We start from the raw sequence: 20,147 nt of genomic DNA, 5'->3' as shown, positions 1-20,147 counted from the left end.
CTCTTCCTTATATGAACAAGCCGACAATTATATCAATTACTTTAATTCCAATGAACGGAACGATAACTCCGCCAAGCCCATAAATAAGTAAGTTTCGGCTAAGCAATGCATTAGAACTCATCGGTTTATATGCAATACCTTTCATCGCTAACGGAATGAGTAATGGAATAATAACAGCGTTAAATATTAATGCTGATAAAATCGCTGACAGTGGTGATGTTAATTTCATAATGTTCAATGCCTCCATTTGCGGAATCGCAAGTGTAAACATTGCTGGAATGATTGCAAAATATTTTGCTATATCATTCGCAATACTAAACGTCGTTAAAGCACCTCGCGTCATTAACAATTGCTTACCGATTCCTACAACCTCAATAATTTTCGTTGGATTCGAGTCTAGATCAATCATGTTTGCCGCTTCTTTCGCTGCTGTCGTACCACTGTTCATCGCTAATCCAACGTCCGCCTGTGCTAATGCTGGAGCATCATTTGTACCATCACCTGTCATCGCTACAAGTTTCCCTTTATCTTGCTCTGCTTTAATGACAGCAATTTTATCTTCCGGTTTACACTCGGCAACGAATTCATCTACTCCTGCTTCTTTTGCAATGGTTGCTGCTGTTAATGGGTTATCCCCTGTACACATAACCGTTTTAATCCCCATTTGACGTAACTGTTCAAAACGTTCACGCATACCAGGTTTTACTGTATCTTTTAAATAGATTAAACCGTAAATACGATTATTCACTGCAACTACAAGTGGTGTTCCGCCCTCTTTTGAAATGAAATCTGCTTTTTGATTTACATCTTTCGGAATTGTTCCACCTTGTGACTGAACCCATTCAATCACGCTACCGACAGCACCTTTTCTCACTTTCGTTCCGTCCTGTAAATCAACACCACTCATTCTCGTTTCTGCTTTAAACGGAACAAACTCACCTTGTTCTGCAAGTTCTCTATTATATGATATAGATTTTCCCTGCACATACTCGATAACAGATCGACCTTCTGGTGTTTCATCTAAAACAGAACTAATAGCGGCCCACTTTCCAACTTGCTCAATCGTTTCATTTCCTACAGGCAATAATGTATGAGCCATTCGGTTCCCAAAAGTAATTGTACCTGTTTTATCTAAAATAATTGTATTAATATCGCCCGCAGCTTCTACTGCTTTCCCTGACATCGCTAGCACGTTAAATTTTGTCACCCGATCCATCCCCGCAATACCAATCGCTGATAGCAAACCACCAATTGTCGTTGGAATTAAACATACTAACAACGCTACAAGTACAGCAGTATCAATTTGAAAACCTAAATAATTTGTAAAAATCGGCAACGTCACAACGACGATTAAGAAAATAAGAGTTAAGCTCGTTAATACTGTATTTAAAGCAATCTCATTCGGCGTTTTTTGACGAGCAGCTCCTTCTACTAAAGAAATCATTTTATCGATAAATGATTCACCAGGATTACTCGTAATGACAATTGTAATTTCATCACTTACGACCATCGTTCCACCTGTTACGGAACAAAAATCACCGCCTGCTTCTTTTATAACAGGAGCTGATTCACCTGTAATTGCAGATTCATCTACAGATGCTAATCCTTTGATTACTTCGCCATCACTTGGAATCATTTCTCCTTGTTTTACGATAACAACGTCACCTTTTCTAAGATCAGTTGCTGAAACTTGGACAATGTCTCCATTTTCTTTTACTACATTTGCAAACACATCTTTCTTCGACTGCTTTAAAGAATCGGCTTGCGCTTTACCACGACCTTCTGCTAATGCTTCTGCAAAATTCGCAAATAAAACTGTAAATAATAGAATGAGAGAAACTGTTATATTAAACCATCCTGGTATACTACTAGAACTGCTTGGAAGAAAAGATAAAATGAACGTAATGATAAATCCAATTTCCACAACGAACATAATCGGATTCTTTATCATGACTTTCGGATTCAATTTCGCAACGGATTGCTTCATCGCATGTGTTACGATATCACGATCCATCGTTTTCGCTTGTCTAACTTCATCTTCTACAGCATGTATTTGTGACTCATTTAATTGTTTTTCTTTTACTACTACCGGTCTCATCATTTACCCTCCATTACTTCAATGTAAGAAATTCTGCAATTGGACCGAGTACTAACATCGGGAAGAATGTTAATGCACCGACAATTACAATTGTTCCGATGAAGATGCCACCAAATAAACTATTATCTGTACGGAACGTTCCGACTGTTTCTGGCACTACCGTTTTTTCTTTCAATGAAGCTGCCACAGCTAGCATCGTAATTAAACTGAAGTAACGTCCTAAAAACATAACTAAACCAGTCGTAATATTCCAAAACGGTGTATTATCTCCTAATCCTTCAAATCCAGATCCGTTATTCGCAGCTGACGATGTATATTCATATACCACTTGCGTCAAACCGTGGAAACCGGAATGAGAAATAGCATCCGTCCCTAAATTTGTTGAAAGAGCTAATGCCGAAAATCCTAAAATGAGCAATGGATGAAATAAAATCGTGACCGCGATTAATTTCATTTCCTTACCTTCAATCTTTTTACCTAAAAACTCTGGTGTCCGTCCAACCATTAACCCAGATATAAACACCGCGATAATTGCATACATAATAATGTTTACAAAACCTGCTCCAACGCCGCCATACACAGTATTTAACATCATATTTACAAGCGGAACTAAACCGCCAATTGGTGTTAACGTATCATGCATCGTATTAACAGCGCCTGTTTCAGCAGCTGTCGTTACCGTTGCGTATAGTGAAGAAAATACTGTTCCAAATCGTACTTCTTTCCCTTCTGTACTTCCTTGTACATGTTCGATACCCATTCCATTTAATGCCGGGTTCCCGTTTAGTTCAGATGTCGTAATCGTTATAAACCCTAGTAAAAATACCATAAATAGTGACACGAAAAGGATGCGGCCTTGTTTTTTATTTCCGACCATTCGTCCGTACGTAAATGGAAGTGCTGTTGGTAATAACATCATAAGCATCATTTGCAAAATATTACTCATTTGTCCTGGATTTTCGAAAGGATGCGTAGAATTTGCTCCGAAAAATCCACCGCCGTTATTTCCAAGTTCCTTAATGGAAACGAATGATGCAACAGGTCCACGTAAAATACTTTGCTTTGCACCTTCAATCGTTTGTGCTGTAACCGCCCCATCTAACGTTTGTGGTACGCCAAGTGCGACAAAAACTAGTGCCGCAATAAATGCAATAGGAAGAAACACTCTCGTTAACGCTCTCGTAAAATCAACGAAAAAGTTACCAAGTTCTTTTCCAGCAAGTCCTCTTATAAAAGCCATAACGAGCGCTAATGTCGTTGCTGGTGCCGCAAACATTAAAAATGTAATCCCGATTAATTGTGATAAATAGGATAAACCATTTTCACCGCTATAATGCTGTAAATTTGTATCAGCCATAAAACTAATCGCTGTATTAAAAGCGAGCGTAGGCTCCATCCCTTCAATATGTGCTGGATTTAGCGGCAGCACACCTTGTAATCTGAAAATGAAGTATACGACAACGATCATAAATCCATTTAATAAAACTAATGATAATGCGTACTGTTTCCACGTTTGATTGTATGCTTTTACACCCGTAATTTTAAAAATAAGTTTTTCAAAAGGCCCGAATACTTTATCTAACGTTTTGCTACCTTGAAAAGCTTTTTCTAAATAAATCCCCGTTGGCTTTGCTACTAAAATAAACAAGAGCATTGTAATAATGACTGCAACCCAAATCATAATGAATGATTCCCCCTAATTAAAACTTCTCTGGATTTAATAATGCATACACTAAATACACTGTAATTGCTGCGACAATAACCGATAAGACAATCATCATGATTGCTTTCCTTCTTTCACAACTTTATCTGACCAACTTGCAAGACTTGCCATCGATGCAACTAATAAAATAAAAATCCCGACCATTACAACATCTAACATAACTATCCCTCTCTTTTTGTTAAAATTTACCATTTAAATATTAAAAAAGAACACTGAGCTCTACTCAGTGTTCAAAAAATGAACAACAAAAAGTAAACCTCCTCTCTAAACGCTTACGAGGTTAGCTGTCGGATTCGGGCCTAAAGAGTAGCCCTACTTTCAAAACTGAAAGATTCACCCCAAGTGACGATGCACAAAATTGGTTCCCCCGCTCCATTTCTGGAACTCAGCGATTTTAGGTTTTTTTGGAAATTTTATGAATGATTTATGAGAGTAAATATACTCCTCTATATTTCACTTGTAAAGGGGTAAATTACTGAAAATAATAATATTTACATTAATTTAAACGCTTACATTGAAGATTATTACTGTTATTTCATCTATTTTCTTTATTTCTCTTTTCTTTTCTTAAAAATGACCTTTTAAATATGAAATAAAAAAAGCGAATGACATGAAGTGCATAGCTTGTTGCACTCAGCATTCGCTCTTTTTTATTCAACCTTTATTCTCCTCGTAAAAATGCACGTAAATTTCTCCCGCGAATATAAACTTGTGTCAATTCTGCATGTAGCTGCTCATACTCGGTAATATCTACCTCTAAATACAAAGCATCTTTTGATGGTAATATAATATACGGCCCTGGAAAAAGGGGATCGATCTGAACCAATTCTTGAACTCGCTCTACCGATACTGCCCAACGATTTGCTATATCTCCAAGTAATAGTACCTTCATCATTTCTTCCCCCGCCCTATTCAAAAAATAAAAAAGAAATATTATCACAATTTGTAAACACGACAAACTTAGCTCCAATGGTTTCATAGAGCCTCGCTGGATATCGTTTATTCCTTGTAACAACAGTAATAGGTGCTTGGAAAGAAAAGCGAATGTGTTCTGTGAAAAAACTAACGATTGGAAGCTCATCCCCTAGTAAAATCACCTTCTTAATACACTCACAAATACTAGTAAAGTCCTGCTCCTTACTACAACTATAAGTCCAATCAAACCCACAATTCCTAACTTCAGCCGCTATCTCTTCATTTGCTGTAAAAATAATTAACTCATGTTGAAATGATACTAAATCTCTTAAACTATTTACCTTACTTTCTTCTCCAACACAAATAAGTGTTAGTTCCATGTACCTCATCCTCCTTAGTATAAAAGAAATCAAACATAGATTGATATTCCCCTATACTAATCAGATCGATGAAGTGATGTATCCATCATGGCACCGTCCTCTCTCAAGACGCTTACGAAGTTAGCTGTCGGATTCGGACTTTGAGAGTAGCCCTACTTTCAAACTTGAAAGATTCACCCCTAGTGACACTGCACAAATTGGTTCCTCCGCTCCATATAATTGGACTCAGCGTTTACAAAAAAATGTATTCTGGCTGATATATTACTCCTGTATTTTGAAAAAGTAAACAGAAAAAAAGCCAGTTATAAAACTGGCTTTTCACTTATCTATACACGCGTTCTATTCACTTTATACGCAAAATGATTCGTCGGTCCATGACCACTACCAATATTCAATGGCTCTTCAATTGCTATACTAATAAATCGTTTTGCTTCTTGAACAGCATCTTCAATTGAGTATCCTTTCGCAAGTCTTGCTGTAACCGCTGAAGCAAATGTACACCCACTTCCATGCGTTTGCTTTGAAGGAATTCGCTCGCTTCTAAACTCAATAAATTCTTCTCCATCAAAGAGGAAATCAATTACTTCATTCCCTTGATATTCTGCATGTCCGCCCTTCATAAGCACATATTTAGCACTTAATTTGTGCAATACTTTTGCAGCTTCCTTACTATCTTCAACATTATGAATCTCCACCCCAGTTAACACTTCTGCTTCTGGAACATTCGGTGTTATAACAGTTGCTACTGGTAATAAATATTCTTTTAATGCTTGAACTGCTTCTTGCTGTAATAATGATGCACCGCCTTTTGCAATCATAACGGGATCTAGCACAATATTATTCCAGCCAAACTTTTTAATTTGTTCTGCAACAATTTGAATTATTTCACTACTAAATAACATTCCTAGTTTCACTGCATCTGGTGTTACATCCGTACCAATTGAATTCAGCTGTTCTGTAATACCTTCTAATGGAACAGGATATACCCCTTGAACGCCAAGCGTGTTTTGAGCAGTAATTGCCGTAATAGCCGTCATTCCGTATACACCAAGCTCTTGGAATGTTTTTAAATCTGCCTGAATTCCAGCACCGCCGCCGCTATCAGACCCTGCAATTGTTAAAGCTTTATTCACTTTCATCCCACTCATCCTTTTCTATCCAAAATAGCGATGATAAATCGTTTTTGCTTCGCTTATATCTTTCGTTCCATGTACGAGCACACGGCCATCTTTAAAGGCTACTAACCTCTTGTCTTCAACAGAAAATGATAGTAAATATGGATTTATATTTAAATCATTTACACGACCTTCCAACAACTCTTTATATTGTTCAAAATTCATTTCATCTTTATGAGGTGGTCTAATTTGAACTGTATTTCGCCCGCATAAAACTGCTGTTTTTGATGTGTTTTCTTTATTTAAATACGGATATAATGCATTCTCTCCGCATGAAGGACAATTATGCTGGCGAAGTTTTTGCACATTCATACATGAATACTCATTCTTCCACATATCAAACGATACAAGCCCATCTCGAAGTGATTCGTAATCTTCTACTAACAGTTTAAGAGCTTCTGTTACTTGATGAGAAACGACAAGAGATACAGCAGGTGATATAATACCCGCTGTATCACATGTTGCCCCGCCAAGCGGAATCGACTGTAATAAACATGATAAACATGGTGTTTTACTAGGAAGGATTGTGTAAGAAAGACCGTAACTACCTACACATGCACCGTAAATCCATGGAATAGAATATTTTTGTGATATATCATTTACAATAAAGCGCGTTTCGAAATTATCAGTCGCATCAATAATTACATCAACATTTATAACAAGTTCTTCTAGCTCTTCAGCTGTTACATCTTGAACGAGAGCTTCTATTGTTACATCACTATTAATCTCTTCTAAACGTTTTTTAGCCGCTATAGCTTTTGGAAGATTATTCTTTACGTCGCTCTCTGCATACAATTGTTGTCTTTGTAAATTACTCCAATCTACATAATCACGGTCAACAATTGTTATCTTGCCAACACCTGCTCTTACAAACATCTCTGCATTTGCACTACCTAATGCACCTGCACCGATAATAAGCACATGCTTTTCTCTTATCTTTTGCTGTCCTTCTTCTCCAATTGGAGAAAATAGTTCTTGGCGAGAATATCGATTATTCAACTACGCTCATTCCTTCTAAAGGACTACTTGCAGTTGCACAACGCTTACGTGCAATGCGAACTGCTTCAAATCCTAAACGGCCTGCTTCAATACTTAATTTCATTGCTTGTGCCATTTTAATAGGATCTTTTGCTCCTGATACAGCTGTATTTAATAACACGCCATCTGCTCCTAATTCCATTGCAAATGCCGCATCAGCTGGGCTACCAATACCGGCATCAACGATAACTGGTACTGTCGCTTGTTCAATAATGAAGCTCAAATTTAATGGATTTACAATACCAAGTCCTGATCCGATTGGAGATGCTCCTGGCATAATCGCATGCACGCCAAGCTCTTGTAATTTACGTGCTAATACAACATCATCAGATGTATACGGAAGTACGATAAATCCTTCTTCCAGTAACATTTCAGATGCCTTTAATGTTTCTACCGGATCAGGTAATAACGTTCTATCATCACCAATAACTTCTACCTTTATCATGTCACAAAGCCCAGAAGCTTTTGCTAATTTTGCAATACGAACAGCCTCTTCAGCGTTTTTTGCTCCTGCTGTATTTGGTAATAACGTATATTTTTTCACATCAAGTTTCTCTAATAAATTAGGTTGCTTTGCATCAAAGATATCCATACGACGTACTGCAAACGTTAAAATTTCAGCTTCAGAAACGTCAATTGCCTTTTGCTGTACGTCAAAATCAGGGAATTTACCTGTTCCTAATAAAAGTCTAGAATGAAATGAAAATGGTCCAATGTTTAACATAATCAACCGCCTCCTACGAAAGTTACAATCTCAATTTGGTCTCCATCAAAAACAGATGTATCTGTATGATCATCTTTTTGTAAAATATCTTTATTACGCTCTACTACAACAATTCTGTTATCTAGCTCTAAATGTGTAAGTAGCTCAGCTACTGTTTTTACACTCGCTGGCACTTCAATTTGGTTACCATTAATTTTTAAATTCAAACTTCCATCCCCTTTCTAAACTCTTCTAGAAAGCAATGAATCTAGCAAATGATTCTCTTGCTTTCCTTCTATTAAATCAGCCATATATTGGCCAGAAATAGGACTTAATAAAATACCGTTTCGATAATGGCCCGTGCAAGCATATAAACCTTTTATTTCTTCATGCTCTCCCATATAAGGAGCTTCATGATTCGATTGTGGTCTTAATCCTGCCCACGTGCTTTCCCATTCTGCTTCTTTTAAAGCTGGCAATATTGTATAAGCACGCTCTAATATAGAAGTTATACTTTCTGGCTGCACAGTTTTATTGAACGTATGTGGCTTCATTGTTGCCCCAATTACGTAACGTCCACCGCGCTTTGGAGTAATGTAAAATCTTTCTTGAAAAATAGGTGCTTTTAAAAGTTGTTTTCTACTTCTTACCGCAACCACTTCTCCTTTAACTGGATATGTACCCCAATCGCGGTGAAAATAACTGAGTAACTTCGTGCTCCATGAACCTCCTGCAATAACGACTTTCTCACATGTGACAATACCTTCACTTGTAATAACTCCAGTCACTTTATTATTTTCAATACGGATATCAAATACTTCTGTCTGTTCATATATATCAGCACCGGAAATCGCTGCAGAATGTGCGAATGCTTTCGTAAGCTCTGGTGCAATAACATGACCGTCTTTCGGATAATATACTGCTCCTATAATAGATTCGGATAGATATGGCTCTTTTTCCCGCACATGGTCTCCCGTTAGAAAATAAGAATCTTCACCTGTTTTCTGCTGCCAATCCATAATGTGAAGAATTCTTTCCTTCTCATCTTCATTTTGAGCAATACGATAAATTCCTTTTTCTTCATATCCAATATCAACACCCGTCTTTTCACGTAAAACTGCTGCAAGTTGTGGAAATATAGCTCGGCTTTCTCTAGCAAGTTCAAATAGCGGATTATACGCATCCCATTCTGCCTGAACACCAAGTAAACCAGCAGCTGCTTTTGAAGCTTCCGATGCAATACTTTGCTTCTCCACAATCGCTACTTTATGTCCTCTTTCTGCTAGAAAATGTGCAACTGAACTACCAATTACACCACCACCAATAATCGCTACATCATACTTCTCACACATGTTTTTCCGCCCACTTTCTTATTGATTCCTTATAAGATTTCGCTTTGCTATACGGGTTACTACTACTTACAATTCCAGACATAACTGCTATACCGCTTACACCGTTAGTAAGAACATCCACTGTGTTTTCTGGGGTAATTCCTCCAATTGCTGTAATCGGTATAGATAAACACCTTGCAATGTCTGAAATTTCTTCAAGCCCTCTCGCTGGCACACCTTTTTTACAATCTGTCGGAAATACATGGCCATAAACGAGTGAATCCGCTCCATTTTTAAAAGCTACTATTGCTTCATCTAGCGAATGCACAGAATAACCGACATGCAAATACGAAAACTTTTCTTTCACTGACTTTACATCTGTACTTCGATATCCTAGTTGAACACGAGGAATATTTAATAAAATTGCAATATCAATTCGATCGTTTATGACAATTTTAGAAGCTGGAAAGCCCTCCATTAATAGACTTTCCACACCTTCATATAATTCCTTCGTACTCTTCTCACGCTCACGAATATGCAAATAATCAATCTCACTCTCAATTTGCATCGCTACATTCACTAACTCTTCGAATGGCATATGGCCATTTGAGATTACATGGAGCTCATTTTTCATATTCATTCGCCTACTTTAAAATATTTTCGAATAATTCATCGGCTGGGACGGTTTCTTTCGTCATTCCTTTGTCCTTCAGCCACTTATTTTGTTTCTCCCAAGATTCTTTTGAATCTGATAAGAATGGCTCATCTTTCGTTTCCATCTTCTCTAATAAAATTTTCATACTTTCCTTTTCAACTTCTGGCACAAGTGGGAAGTTTTCTTTTTCTTGATGATTTAATAAAATATTCAATGCTTCATCTGGGTTTTTCTTCATGAAATCATAGCCTTTTTTCGTACCACGTAAGAAAGCTTGCAACGCCTCTTTATCTTTTTTCAACGTTTTATCACCTGTTACAAACACAAGCTCATGATAGTTTGGTACTCCGTAATCAGCTGGATTAAAGTACGCTGGTTCATGGCCTTCATGACGCATAACAGGTACTTCATGGTTAATGTATGCCCCTGTTACCGCATCTACTTTCTTCGTAATTAATGCTGGTACTAAATCAAAGCCAACATCTACTACTTTCACTGTATCAGGATTACCACCAGCTTCTTTTACCATCGTTTTTAAATACATCTCACTTAATGGTGTTCCAGAGTATCCTACTGTTTTTCCTTCTAAATCTTTCGGTGATTGAATGCCCGCTGATTTCAGTGATACAACATGATTTAATGGTGAACGTACGACAGCCCCAATTGATTTCACTGGAATTTGCTCATTCGCTCTCGCCATAACAACATCTGGCTGATAATACAAGCCAACTGTCACCTTCCCTGCTGCTGCTAGCGTTAATGGATCAGTCGGATTAGAAGGGAATTTAATATTTACCTTTACACCTTCTTCTTTAAAGTATCCTTTTTCAATTGCTGCATAGATAAAGCTATGTACCGCATTTGGATACCAATCTAACATGACTGTTATTTCTTTCTCTTTTTTACTTTTATCTGATGCTGAATTACTCGAACATCCTGCAATTATTGCAATTAATAATGTAAACACAAAGATGCGCTTTAAAAATTTCATGAATGCTTCCTCCAACTAATGAATTTCTTTTCTAATATGGAAATAATTACGACGAAGAAAATAGCTAATAATGATAACAATACAATAGGTGCAAATACGCCAGCTCCATCTAACTGCGTCATCATTCTCTTACTGAAATATCCAAGCCCAGCTTGTGCACCGAGCCATTCTCCAATTGCTGCTCCGATAACACTAAGCGGAACTGCAATTTTTAAAGCTGAGAAAAAATAAGGAAGAGCAGACGGCAACTTTAATTTAAGAAAAATATCTCTTTTTGTTGCTCCATATGTAACTAAGAGCTCCTCCCATTCTTTTTTCGTACTACGCAGTCCATCATACGTATTGACCGCAATTGGGAAAAACGTAATTAAAACTGTGACAACAACCTTACTCCAAATTGTATATCCAAACCATAAAACAAATAGCGGAGCAAGCGCAGTAATTGGAATCGTTTGTGAAGCAACTAATAATGGATAAAATGCTCTTTCCATCCATGTACTCGCATTCATTAACATCGCTAGCCCTACACCTAATACGATAGAGATAACAACACCTATTAAAACGACGTATAACGTTGCAGGTAAATGAACTGTAAATAATATGTCTTTTAGTTTCCATATCTTCATTACAATCGCAGACGGTGACGGTAAAATGTACATCTCATCTACAATTCTTGCTCCTATTTCCCACACAGCTAGTAAAATACTAGAAAGTGTAATAGCAGGAACTAATTCTTTCAATCGGTTCATCACACAAGTACCTGCCTTTGTAACATACTAAGAAGCTCATCTTTCAGCGCTAATACTTCCGGTTTATATAAATCTTTTCGTGTTCTGTTATGATCAAGCGGTACAGTCCGCTCAGTCAAAGTCGTTATCGGCTGCTGTTCCACTACTAAAACTCTGTTTGAAAGAAATAACGCTTCTTCAACATCATGAGTAATGAATAAAATTGTTTTTTCCCACTCTTGCCATTGTTCAAACAACCATTCTTGCAAAGAGGTCTTCGTTAAAGCATCCAACGCACTAAATGGTTCATCTAACAGCAATATCTCCCCGCCTGTTAATAAAGTTCGAATAAAAGATACACGTTGTCTCATACCACCAGATAAATCTTTCGGATATTTTTTCTCATACCCTTGCAAACCAAATTTATGTAACAGTTCCTTTGCCTTTACTTCTGCTTCTTTCTTCTGTACACCTTGGCACTCTAGCGGCAGGGCAGCATTCTCAATAATTGTTCTCCACGGCAAAAGCATATCTTTTTGCGGCATATATCCTACAGGATGGTTCTTTGTTTCTGTCAGTTCTATCTGTCCAGTACTTACCTTTTCTAGACCTGTAATAAGGCGAAATAAAGTACTTTTTCCACATCCACTCGGTCCGATAATACTGACAAACTCTTTCTCATGTATAGAAGCATTTAATTCATGGATGATTGGTTTCTCATCGTAATGAAAAGAAACATTATGAAACTGTAGTATGTTCTTGCTCCTCAAATCCCCACATCTCCTTACGATAGGACATATCCCAGAATAAATATTCAAATCGACTGGAATATAAGAAGATCTCCTCTAATCTTTCTAGTTCTTTCTCAGACTTTCCAACTGCCATTTCATTTAATAAATCTATTAACCAAATACAAAGATTACCGTATTCTTCCGAACTATATCCTTGAATCCACTCACCAAAAAACTCATGATCTCTTGCTCCAGGAATATCATTTAAACGCTTTCCAATTTCCCAATAGCTCCACATACATGGAAGAAGCGCTGCTATTAATTCCGCAAGTGTGCCATTTTGAGATACAGACATCATGTAATTTGTATAAGCTAAATTTTTAGCAGATGGTTTCGCAGACTCTATCTCCTCTATAGAAATTCCAAGTCTTTTTGCATATTGTTTATGGATTGTCATTTCGCCATTTAATATTCCATCAATTTGTTCAGCGAACTTTCCCATTACTTGTGGATTCGTTGCTTTTACAACACCAATCGCATATAACTTTGCATAATCTAGCAGATATAAATAATCTTGAATAATATAATACTGAAATTTATCTTTTTCTAACGTGCCATCTCCCATACCCACTACAAACGGATGATTATGACTCATCTCCCAAACCGGTTGCACAGTTTCTAATAATCTATCGCAAAATTTCATTTCTCTATCCCCTTCCAATATATGTATCTAAATAAAAAACCACTTCTATATATAAGAAGTGGTTACAGCAAATAAAGTTATACATTTATTCGATGTTCCACTTCCCTTCGCTAGTATTACCTAGATCAGGTGTTGTAAGGGTTAAGGATTATTCCTCTCTCAGCAAGTCAAGCACCCCTAGTGGTTTCAATATGAAATTTTCAAATAAAAAAGCCCCGTTTCTATACGCAAAGAAACGGGGACTCATTGTTAGTGTCCGAATTGCTTCCCTACGCTAGCATAATCTAGATCAGGTAATAAAAAGGATCAAAGGCTTACGGCCTACTCTCAGCTGGCAACACCAGCTCTCCTAGCAAACTATAAAATTATCACTGTCAGTATAACACCCTAATAAGACATCATCAACTTTTTTAATTTTCTTAATTATCAACATAATATCAAAATTATACAATACATACATTCTATTTTAGAAAATAAAACCCCAATTAATTGTATAAAAAGGAATAATTATCCTCAAAAAATTTATTTTTATATTGATTTCATATTACATTTATGTGAATACCCCCACTATATTATATCTTTATACTATAATAAAATTACAACTATACAACTAGAGGAGGTCTCTATTCCATGAATATGAAAGCTACTGCTTTAACAGCAACTACTGTAGCGATTGCTTCTTTACTTCCTTCTATGGGTGAAACAAATGTACAAAAAGCAAACGCTGAACAATTATCTAATATTAAAACTGGGTATGTCAAAGTCGATCAAGTAGCATTACATACAGAAGATAACGTAAAAAGCACATCAATTGATACAATTCGCTTTAATACAAAAGTGAACATCATTGAAACAACTAATGGTTGGTATAAAGTATCTGTTCATAATAAAGTAGGTTATGTACAAAAAGATGCTATTTTACTAAAAAACAAACTTCAATCTAATGATCAATACATCGTTAATGCTAATGCATTAAACGTTCGCTCTGAACCTAATTTAGAATCTTCCATTTTAGATGTATTACCAAATGGTAAGTTTATTACCGTTCAAGAAGATCAAGGCGAATGGTATAAAATATCACATAATGGCCAAACAGGTTACGTACAAAAAGCATTCATCTCTAATGGTTCACAACCCTTAGTAAAAGGAATCACCGTTCAAAATAATACAAAATATACTGTTGCAACACCTAATCTAAATGTACGTAGCACCGCTAGTACAAGTAGCGCTCTACTCGGTTCATTACAAAACGGTACTCAAGTACAAGTAGTAGAAACTGTAGGTACTTGGTATAAAATTCGTTTTGGCACAGGATACGGATATGTAGCAAAACACTATGTAGTACAAAATCAACCACAAGCTAAAACAGATCAGCCTTCATCAATTCCAGCTGCTTTCAAATTCCCCGCTCAAGGAAGAATTAGCTCAACCTTTGATATACGCTGGGAACAAATGCATTATGGTATAGATATTGCCGCTCCAGGAAACGTCTCTATCCAAGCTGCTGCTGCAGGTAAAGTTGTGAAATCTTATTATTCAGCTAGCTATGGCAATGTTGTTTTCATTGCGCATCAAATCAATGGGAAATTATATACAACTGTTTATGCTCATATGAAGGATCGCACTGTACAAGCTGGTGATCAAGTACAGACTGGACAATTAATAGGTCATATGGGAAACACAGGTCATTCATACGGGCAACATCTTCATTGTGAATTACATAATGGAGAATGGAATTTTGAAAAAACAGATGCAGTAAATCCACTGCCATATTTAGTTAGGTAAATTGTATGCCACGCAATATACCTCTTATAATTGAATACGTAGCCTTTTTAGGTTTAATCTGTTGTTTAATCATTTACAATACAAACATTGTATTTTTATCTATTATTATTGCTTTTGTTGCATTAGAAATTATGATGGAATCATTTCAAGTGCAACTAAAACAAAAAATTGCCCATATTTATAATGCTATTTTTCTTTTGAGTGCTCTCATAACAAATATAATTAGTAATGGCTTTTATTTATCTACTGTATTTCCAGTATTCTTTATGGCTGTTTTATTATTTGTAGCTAGATATATTAATGTCCCTTATAACCAAAAACAAAAACAAGAAGCTTAGAAAGAGGAGACACTGTGTACCAATCTTTCAAAGATACTCCAATAAAATACATATTGAATTTGTATAAGAAAGCCAATACTTTTTTTGGTATACAAGGAAGTTATACTGCACAACTTCTCCTATATGGAATGTTGTTTCTTGTCTTAATCACTTTCTCCTTGTTTTACTAACAAAAAAGGATCTCACATAAACTGGAGATCCTTTTTAATTTATATTAATTTTTCATATCGAAAATATTGTTTATCCACAAGCATATTTTTCATAAATAAAGCTCAGATTATATTTTTTCTCTAAGCTCATTCGTTGTTCGTCATCGCACCAATAGAAAAGAATATCATGAATCGTTGCGTAACGCTTATTTTTAAGAAATAGCCTAAAAAATGATGGTAAACAATCATGTAATTGTATAAATATATAATTGCGTAGTGTTTCTTCTTTATATTCAATGCCCTTACAAATATACAGTAATTCTTCACAATAATATGCATGCTGTGGAACTTGTATCATTTCGAAAAATGGCACATAAGATAGTAGCTTTCCAATAAAATGACCATATCGATCCATTACTCCTATCGTCATATGCTCCATCATTTCTTTCATCACATATAAATAATCATCTACATGCGTTGTCTTTAATGGGTCTAAGCGATCGGAAATTTGAGATAATACAGCTCTTTGACATGCTAAAACTGCCTGACTAGGCCCATAATATGATAGGAAATCTGTACACTTACGATATTTCCGTAATAAATCATGTGTATACAAATCATATACAAAAGTATTACAATACATTGCTAAACTCATCATATCACTATTTAATTGCTCTTTTGATAATGATTTCGCTCTCTTGCACATATAAAAGAATGTAAATTCCAATACTTCTTTATGAGATAATAAATGTTTACAATCGGTTATACACTTCTCATTAAATTTAACTCTATCCCAAATTTCAATATCCCTATCTGTCAATTCACCTATACGATATTTAATAATTAAATAATTTAAAGCAACTGATTGCGTCAAAAGATCCCATGTTTCATATTCCAATGAAGTATGAACAAACTCAGCTAATCCTTGCGCTATCATAAAATCATTTGCCTCTTCATACCAACCAATCTCTTGGCATAAGCGAAGAATACGCACTAAAGTTGGAATTTCATCTTTATGAAACTGCGGTAATTTCTTTGCTTTATTCATGCCATATACGATAAATGCCGCTAAATTTTCTTCTTTATAAAATTCTTTCTCTTTCCATACTAATATAGTTCGTTCTTTCCCCTCACCTTTTGGGTGACAAGGTACAAGCAAAGAAAATAATTCAGCGAAATTATTTGGTTCTATATATGTATCTGTAACCAAATTCCAATTTGGATCGCCCTGTACAGCCTTCATATAATTCCCCTTCCCTTTTCATCTATGTAGGAAATATTAATTTATTATCGCACCACTAAAAATTAATATTGTTATATTCAAAATCTCTCATAATACTTATATCTATCAGTATATCATCTTTTCTCTTATTAAAAATTAAGAATAACAAATTTTAAAAAAATGTCGAAATTATTAACCACATACTTATTATATAATGTCTCAGATACATCACGCTAACATATTAGTTTAATCCATATATACTAGAATAATGTATCTGAAATTTATATATAATTTAGCTCTTTATGAGTGACCATTAAACTCTCGGTTAATGAAAGTTTCAATTTACTCTGTACGCTCTGAGATTTCGCTCAAGGCAAATCCAGCTTGATCATCTGCTGATTCCCTTATAGCTAAATCTCCTAGTGCTAACATGCCAATAAGTTGACCACTATCAACTACTGGTAATCGTCTAATTTGATGCTGTGCCATTAGCTCTGTAGCTTTTTCAATAGAATCATTTGGAGAAACTGAGATAATATTTGTTGTCATTACATTTGTAATCTTATTAGATCCAGGATGTTTTTCAGCAATCCCTCGAACGACTAAATCACGATCAGTAACAAGCCCAACAACTTGCTCATTTTCAACAACAGGAATTAATCCAATCGATTCTTCCTTCATTTTTACAGCTGCCTCATATACATTGTCTAGCGGTGTACAATGTACAATATGGGTACTCATTAAGTCTCTCACTCGTGTCATTATGATTTCCTCCTTTTTATACATACCATAGCTTTTCCAAAATTCCTTTATTTATTTCTGGAAAGTAACGTAATAAAAAGGATTAACAAAATAAAAAAGAGCCAGCATAATGCTGACTCTTTTTTGTATGACCCGTACGGGATTCGAACCCGTGTTACCGCCGTGAAAGGGCGGTGTCTTAACCACTTGACCAACGGGCCATGGCTCCGCAGGTAGGACTCGAACCTACGACCGATCGGTTAACAGCCGATAGCTCTACCACTGAGCTACTGCGGAATAATATATGGTGGGCCTAAATGGACTCGAACCATCGACCTCACGCTTATCAGGCGTGCGCTCTAACCAGCTGAGCTATAGGCCCATATACTTTACAGGGGCAGTAGGAATCGAACCCACACTGGAGGTTTTGGAGACCTCAGTTCTACCTTTAAACTATGCCCCTAAATGATGCCGGCTAGAGGACTTGAACCCCCAACCTACTGATTACAAGTCAGTTGCTCTACCAATTGAGCTAAGCCGGCATAAAAAAATGGTGGCTCGGGACGGAATCGAACCGCCGACACGAGGATTTTCAGTCCTCTGCTCTACCGACTGAGCTACCGAGCCAACATAAATGGCGGTCCCGACCGGGGTCGAACCGGCGATCTCCTGCGTGACAGGCAGGCATGTTAACCACTACACCACGGGACCATTTGGTTGCGGGGACAGGATTTGAACCTGCGACCTTCGGGTTATGAGCCCGACGAGCTACCGTGCTGCTCCACCCCGCGACAATATAAAGTTTTAAAAATGGAGGAGGTAGAGGGATTCGAACCCCCGCGCGACTCTCGCCGCCTGTCGGTTTTCAAGACCGATCCCTTCAGCCGAACTTGGGTATACCTCCATGAAGGAAAAAATAAATATTTTATTATTATATGTCTACACCATTAAAGAAAAAATGGAGGAGGTAGAGGGATTCGAACCCCCGCGCGATTCTCACCGCCTGTCGGTTTTCAAGACCGATCCCTTCAGCCGAACTTGGGTATACCTCCGAGACATATATTAAATAAAGTGGAGCCTAGCGGGATCGAACCGCTGACCTCCTGCGTGCAAGGCAGGCGCTCTCCCAGCTGAGCTAAGGCCCCATGTTTTTTGGGAATATCGGGAAGACAGGATTTGAACCTGCGACCCCCTGGTCCCAAACCAGGTGCTCTACCAAGCTGAGCCACTTCCCGTTAATAAAAGCGCGCCCGAGAGGAGTCGAACCCCTAACCTCTTGATCCGTAGTCAAACGCTCTATCCAATTGAGCTACGGGCGCATATGGTGCCGAGGGCGGGGGTCGAACCCGCACGGTGGTCACCCACCGCAGGATTTTAAGTCCTGTGCGTCTGCCTGTTCCGCCACCCCGGCATGTCATATTGAAAATTGGAGCGGAAGACGGGATTCGAACCCGCGACCCCAACCTTGGCAAGGTTGTATTCTACCACTGAACTACTTCCGCAAGACATGTATGAGTTATTTTATTAAAAGTGCGGGTGAAGGGAGTCGAACCCCCACGCCAAAGGCGCTAGATCCTAAGTCTAGTGCGTCTGCCAATTCCGCCACACCCGCATATTTCATTAAAATGGTGAGCCATGAAGGACTCGAACCTTCGACCCTCTGATTAAAAGTCAGATGCTCTACCAACTGAGCTAATGGCTCTTAATGGCTGGGCTAGCTGGATTCGAACCAGCGCATGACGGAGTCAAAGTCCGTTGCCTTACCGCTTGGCTATAGCCCATTAATTAAGAATGGTGGAGGGGGGCAGATTCGAACTGCCGAACCCGAAGGAGCGGATTTACAGTCCGCCGCGTTTAGCCACTTCGCTACCCCTCCGACATATATGGTGGAGGATGACGGGATCGAACCGCCGACCCCCTGCTTGTAAGGCAGGTGCTCTCCCAGCTGAGCTAATCCTCCATTTTGCCTGGCAACGTCCTACTCTCACAGGGACAAGGTCCCAACTACCATCGGCGCTAGAGAGCTTAACTTCCGTGTTCGGTATGGGAACGGGTGTGACCTCTCTGCCATCATTACCAGACTGTATTCATTTAAGACAAGAATCATTTTAACTCATTCGACCTCGAAAGTCAACAAGTTTTTTATATTCTTTCAAAACTAGATAACATTTGCTACATATTATATGGTTAAGTCCTCGATCTATTAGTATTCGTCAGCTCCACATGTCACCATGCTTCCACCTCGAACCTATCAACCTGATCATCTTTCAGGGATCTTACTAGCTTACGCTATGGGAAATCTCATCTTGAGGGGGGCTTCATGCTTAGATGCTTTCAGCACTTATCCCTTCCGCACATAGCTACCCAGCTATGCCCTTGGCAGAACAACTGGTACACCAGCGGTGCGTCCATCCCGGTCCTCTCGTACTAAGGACAGCTCCTCTCAAATTTCCTACGCCCACGACGGATAGGGACCGAACTGTCTCACGACGTTCTGAACCCAGCTCGCGTACCGCTTTAATGGGCGAACAGCCCAACCCTTGGGACCGACTACAGCCCCAGGATGCGATGAGCCGACATCGAGGTGCCAAACCTCCCCGTCGATGTGGACTCTTGGGGGAGATAAGCCTGTTATCCCCGGGGTAGCTTTTATCCGTTGAGCGATGGCCCTTCCATGCGGAACCACCGGATCACTAAGCCCGACTTTCGTCCCTGCTCGACTTGTAGGTCTCGCAGTCAAG

General features: G+C 37.9%; 20 protein-coding genes, 20 tRNA genes, 2 rRNA genes and 4 riboswitches (1 of these 46 cut by a window edge). Of the genes, 2 read left to right on the top strand and 40 right to left on the bottom strand.

Features of this window, described 5'->3' with window-relative positions:
• Positions 1-7: 7 nt before the first annotated feature.
• The 16 genes from kdpB to tenA all read right to left on the bottom strand — a co-directional run bounded on the left by kdpB (position 8) and on the right by tenA (position 13,171).
• A complete protein-coding gene (gene kdpB, locus BC_RS03800; protein ID WP_001248004.1) occupies positions 8-2,098 on the bottom strand; it encodes a potassium-transporting ATPase subunit KdpB in 2,091 nt (696 codons plus the stop codon).
• Between the two features lie 13 nt (positions 2,099-2,111).
• Positions 2,112-3,779 (bottom strand): potassium-transporting ATPase subunit KdpA, encoded by a 1,668-nt coding sequence (gene kdpA, locus BC_RS03795; protein ID WP_000638330.1) that lies wholly within the window; start codon positions 3,777-3,779, stop codon positions 2,112-2,114.
• Positions 3,780-3,798: 19 nt separating this feature from the next.
• Entirely contained in the window at positions 3,799-3,876 is a 78-nt protein-coding gene (gene kdpF / locus BC_RS03790; protein ID WP_223153441.1) for a K(+)-transporting ATPase subunit F, read from the bottom strand.
• Positions 3,876-3,980, bottom strand: a complete 105-nt coding sequence (locus BC_RS03785; protein ID WP_000887894.1) for a SipW-dependent-type signal peptide-containing protein — start codon at positions 3,978-3,980, stop codon at positions 3,876-3,878. Before BC_RS03785 ends, kdpF begins: the two co-directional genes overlap by 1 nt.
• Positions 3,981-4,076: 96 nt before the next feature.
• Positions 4,077-4,222, bottom strand: a riboswitch (cyclic di-AMP (ydaO/yuaA leader).
• Positions 4,223-4,482: 260 nt separating this feature from the next.
• On the bottom strand, positions 4,483-4,716 hold the full coding sequence (locus BC_RS03780; RefSeq protein WP_001985933.1) for a hypothetical protein: 234 nt from the start codon (positions 4,714-4,716) through the stop codon (positions 4,483-4,485).
• Positions 4,717-4,729: 13 nt separating this feature from the next.
• Positions 4,730-5,116 (bottom strand): hypothetical protein, encoded by a 387-nt coding sequence (locus tag BC_RS03775; protein ID WP_000424090.1) that lies wholly within the window; start codon positions 5,114-5,116, stop codon positions 4,730-4,732.
• Between the two features lie 93 nt (positions 5,117-5,209).
• Positions 5,210-5,357: riboswitch (cyclic di-AMP (ydaO/yuaA leader) on the bottom strand.
• A gap of 85 nt (positions 5,358-5,442) precedes the next feature.
• Positions 5,443-6,255, bottom strand: a complete 813-nt coding sequence (gene thiD, locus BC_RS03770; protein WP_000867389.1) for a bifunctional hydroxymethylpyrimidine kinase/phosphomethylpyrimidine kinase — start codon at positions 6,253-6,255, stop codon at positions 5,443-5,445.
• A 15-nt stretch (positions 6,256-6,270) separates the two neighbouring features.
• On the bottom strand, positions 6,271-7,290 hold the full coding sequence (gene thiF, locus BC_RS03765; protein WP_001065417.1) for a thiazole biosynthesis adenylyltransferase ThiF: 1,020 nt from the start codon (positions 7,288-7,290) through the stop codon (positions 6,271-6,273).
• Positions 7,283-8,053 carry a thiazole synthase gene (gene thiG / locus BC_RS03760; protein WP_000931982.1) on the bottom strand — a complete coding sequence of 257 codons (771 nt, stop codon included), beginning with the start codon at positions 8,051-8,053 and terminating at the stop codon, positions 7,283-7,285. Before thiG ends, thiF begins: the two co-directional genes overlap by 8 nt.
• A 2-nt stretch (positions 8,054-8,055) precedes the next feature.
• Positions 8,056-8,259 carry a sulfur carrier protein ThiS gene (gene thiS, locus BC_RS03755; protein WP_001049502.1) on the bottom strand — a complete coding sequence of 68 codons (204 nt, stop codon included), beginning with the start codon at positions 8,257-8,259 and terminating at the stop codon, positions 8,056-8,058.
• 15 nt (positions 8,260-8,274) lie between these two features.
• The gene (thiO, locus tag BC_RS03750) at positions 8,275-9,384 is read right to left on the bottom strand and encodes a glycine oxidase ThiO (protein WP_000333314.1); all 1,110 of its coding nucleotides are present in this window, start codon (positions 9,382-9,384) and stop codon (positions 8,275-8,277) included.
• Positions 9,377-9,997, bottom strand: coding sequence for a thiazole tautomerase TenI (gene tenI / locus BC_RS03745; RefSeq protein ID WP_000787170.1), 621 nt, complete (start codon positions 9,995-9,997; stop codon positions 9,377-9,379). The genes thiO and tenI overlap by 8 nt, the downstream gene beginning before the upstream one ends.
• A gap of 10 nt (positions 9,998-10,007) precedes the next feature.
• Positions 10,008-11,009 (bottom strand): ABC transporter substrate-binding protein, encoded by a 1,002-nt coding sequence (locus BC_RS03740; RefSeq protein ID WP_000670416.1) that lies wholly within the window; start codon positions 11,007-11,009, stop codon positions 10,008-10,010.
• Entirely contained in the window at positions 11,006-11,758 is a 753-nt protein-coding gene (locus tag BC_RS03735) for an ABC transporter permease (RefSeq protein ID WP_001080855.1), read from the bottom strand. Before BC_RS03735 ends, BC_RS03740 begins: the two co-directional genes overlap by 4 nt.
• Positions 11,758-12,507, bottom strand: a complete 750-nt coding sequence (locus tag BC_RS03730; RefSeq protein WP_001256797.1) for an ABC transporter ATP-binding protein — start codon at positions 12,505-12,507, stop codon at positions 11,758-11,760. Before BC_RS03730 ends, BC_RS03735 begins: the two co-directional genes overlap by 1 nt.
• The gene (gene tenA / locus BC_RS03725; RefSeq protein ID WP_000666827.1) at positions 12,476-13,171 is read right to left on the bottom strand and encodes a thiaminase II; all 696 of its coding nucleotides are present in this window, start codon (positions 13,169-13,171) and stop codon (positions 12,476-12,478) included. Before tenA ends, BC_RS03730 begins: the two co-directional genes overlap by 32 nt.
• 85 nt (positions 13,172-13,256) lie before the next feature.
• Positions 13,257-13,360, bottom strand: a riboswitch (TPP riboswitch).
• A 60-nt stretch (positions 13,361-13,420) separates the two neighbouring features.
• Positions 13,421-13,532, bottom strand: a riboswitch (TPP riboswitch).
• Positions 13,533-13,801: 269 nt separating this feature from the next.
• Between tenA and BC_RS03720 the strand changes: the two genes are divergently transcribed.
• Positions 13,802-14,956, top strand: a complete 1,155-nt coding sequence (locus BC_RS03720) for an SH3 domain-containing protein (protein WP_001056029.1) — start codon at positions 13,802-13,804, stop codon at positions 14,954-14,956.
• A 5-nt stretch (positions 14,957-14,961) separates the two neighbouring features.
• Positions 14,962-15,294 carry a hypothetical protein gene (locus BC_RS03715; RefSeq protein WP_001137823.1) on the top strand — a complete coding sequence of 111 codons (333 nt, stop codon included), beginning with the start codon at positions 14,962-14,964 and terminating at the stop codon, positions 15,292-15,294.
• 240 nt (positions 15,295-15,534) lie between these two features.
• On the opposite strand, the gene BC_RS03710 is transcribed toward BC_RS03715, so the two are convergent.
• From BC_RS03710 to BC_RS03595, 24 genes are all read right to left on the bottom strand, one after another.
• Positions 15,535-16,686 carry a DUF3965 domain-containing protein gene (locus tag BC_RS03710; RefSeq protein WP_000648912.1) on the bottom strand — a complete coding sequence of 384 codons (1,152 nt, stop codon included), beginning with the start codon at positions 16,684-16,686 and terminating at the stop codon, positions 15,535-15,537.
• A 321-nt stretch (positions 16,687-17,007) separates the two neighbouring features.
• Positions 17,008-17,427 (bottom strand): CBS domain-containing protein, encoded by a 420-nt coding sequence (locus tag BC_RS03705; RefSeq protein ID WP_000199006.1) that lies wholly within the window; start codon positions 17,425-17,427, stop codon positions 17,008-17,010.
• 128 nt (positions 17,428-17,555) lie between these two features.
• Positions 17,556-17,627: transfer RNA gene (locus tag BC_RS03700), tRNA-Glu, on the bottom strand.
• Between the two features lies 1 nt (position 17,628).
• Positions 17,629-17,703, bottom strand: a tRNA-Asn gene (locus tag BC_RS03695).
• An 8-nt stretch (positions 17,704-17,711) separates the two neighbouring features.
• A tRNA-Ile gene (locus BC_RS03690) sits at positions 17,712-17,788 on the bottom strand.
• A gap of 10 nt (positions 17,789-17,798) precedes the next feature.
• Positions 17,799-17,869, bottom strand: a tRNA-Trp gene (locus tag BC_RS03685).
• A gap of 6 nt (positions 17,870-17,875) precedes the next feature.
• Positions 17,876-17,948, bottom strand: a tRNA-Thr gene (locus tag BC_RS03680).
• A gap of 9 nt (positions 17,949-17,957) precedes the next feature.
• A tRNA-Phe gene (locus tag BC_RS03675) sits at positions 17,958-18,033 on the bottom strand.
• Positions 18,034-18,041: 8 nt separating this feature from the next.
• A tRNA-Asp gene (locus BC_RS03670) sits at positions 18,042-18,117 on the bottom strand.
• A 3-nt stretch (positions 18,118-18,120) separates the two neighbouring features.
• Positions 18,121-18,197: transfer RNA gene (locus BC_RS03665), tRNA-Met, on the bottom strand.
• 20 nt (positions 18,198-18,217) lie between these two features.
• A tRNA-Ser gene (locus BC_RS03660) sits at positions 18,218-18,310 on the bottom strand.
• Positions 18,311-18,365: 55 nt separating this feature from the next.
• Positions 18,366-18,458 (bottom strand) — tRNA-Ser (locus tag BC_RS03655).
• A gap of 20 nt (positions 18,459-18,478) precedes the next feature.
• Positions 18,479-18,551 (bottom strand) — tRNA-Ala (locus BC_RS03650).
• 16 nt (positions 18,552-18,567) lie between these two features.
• A tRNA-Pro gene (locus BC_RS03645) sits at positions 18,568-18,641 on the bottom strand.
• 10 nt (positions 18,642-18,651) lie between these two features.
• Positions 18,652-18,725: transfer RNA gene (locus BC_RS03640), tRNA-Arg, on the bottom strand.
• Between the two features lie 3 nt (positions 18,726-18,728).
• Positions 18,729-18,817: transfer RNA gene (locus BC_RS03635), tRNA-Leu, on the bottom strand.
• A gap of 16 nt (positions 18,818-18,833) precedes the next feature.
• Positions 18,834-18,908: transfer RNA gene (locus BC_RS03630), tRNA-Gly, on the bottom strand.
• Between the two features lie 29 nt (positions 18,909-18,937).
• Positions 18,938-19,018, bottom strand: a tRNA-Leu gene (locus BC_RS03625).
• 14 nt (positions 19,019-19,032) lie between these two features.
• Positions 19,033-19,108 (bottom strand) — tRNA-Lys (locus tag BC_RS03620).
• 4 nt (positions 19,109-19,112) lie between these two features.
• A tRNA-Gln gene (locus tag BC_RS03615) sits at positions 19,113-19,187 on the bottom strand.
• A gap of 11 nt (positions 19,188-19,198) precedes the next feature.
• A tRNA-Tyr gene (locus BC_RS03610) sits at positions 19,199-19,282 on the bottom strand.
• 8 nt (positions 19,283-19,290) lie between these two features.
• A tRNA-Val gene (locus BC_RS03605) sits at positions 19,291-19,366 on the bottom strand.
• A 5-nt stretch (positions 19,367-19,371) separates the two neighbouring features.
• Positions 19,372-19,487: ribosomal RNA gene (gene rrf / locus BC_RS03600) — 5S ribosomal RNA — on the bottom strand.
• A gap of 102 nt (positions 19,488-19,589) precedes the next feature.
• Positions 19,590-20,147: ribosomal RNA gene (locus BC_RS03595) — 23S ribosomal RNA — on the bottom strand; it runs 2,364 nt beyond the window's last position.

This window comes from Bacillus cereus ATCC 14579 (assembly GCF_000007825.1).
Classification (GTDB): Bacteria; Bacillota; Bacilli; order Bacillales; family Bacillaceae_G; genus Bacillus_A; species Bacillus_A cereus.
This window is presented reverse-complemented; position numbering and strand designations above follow the sequence as displayed.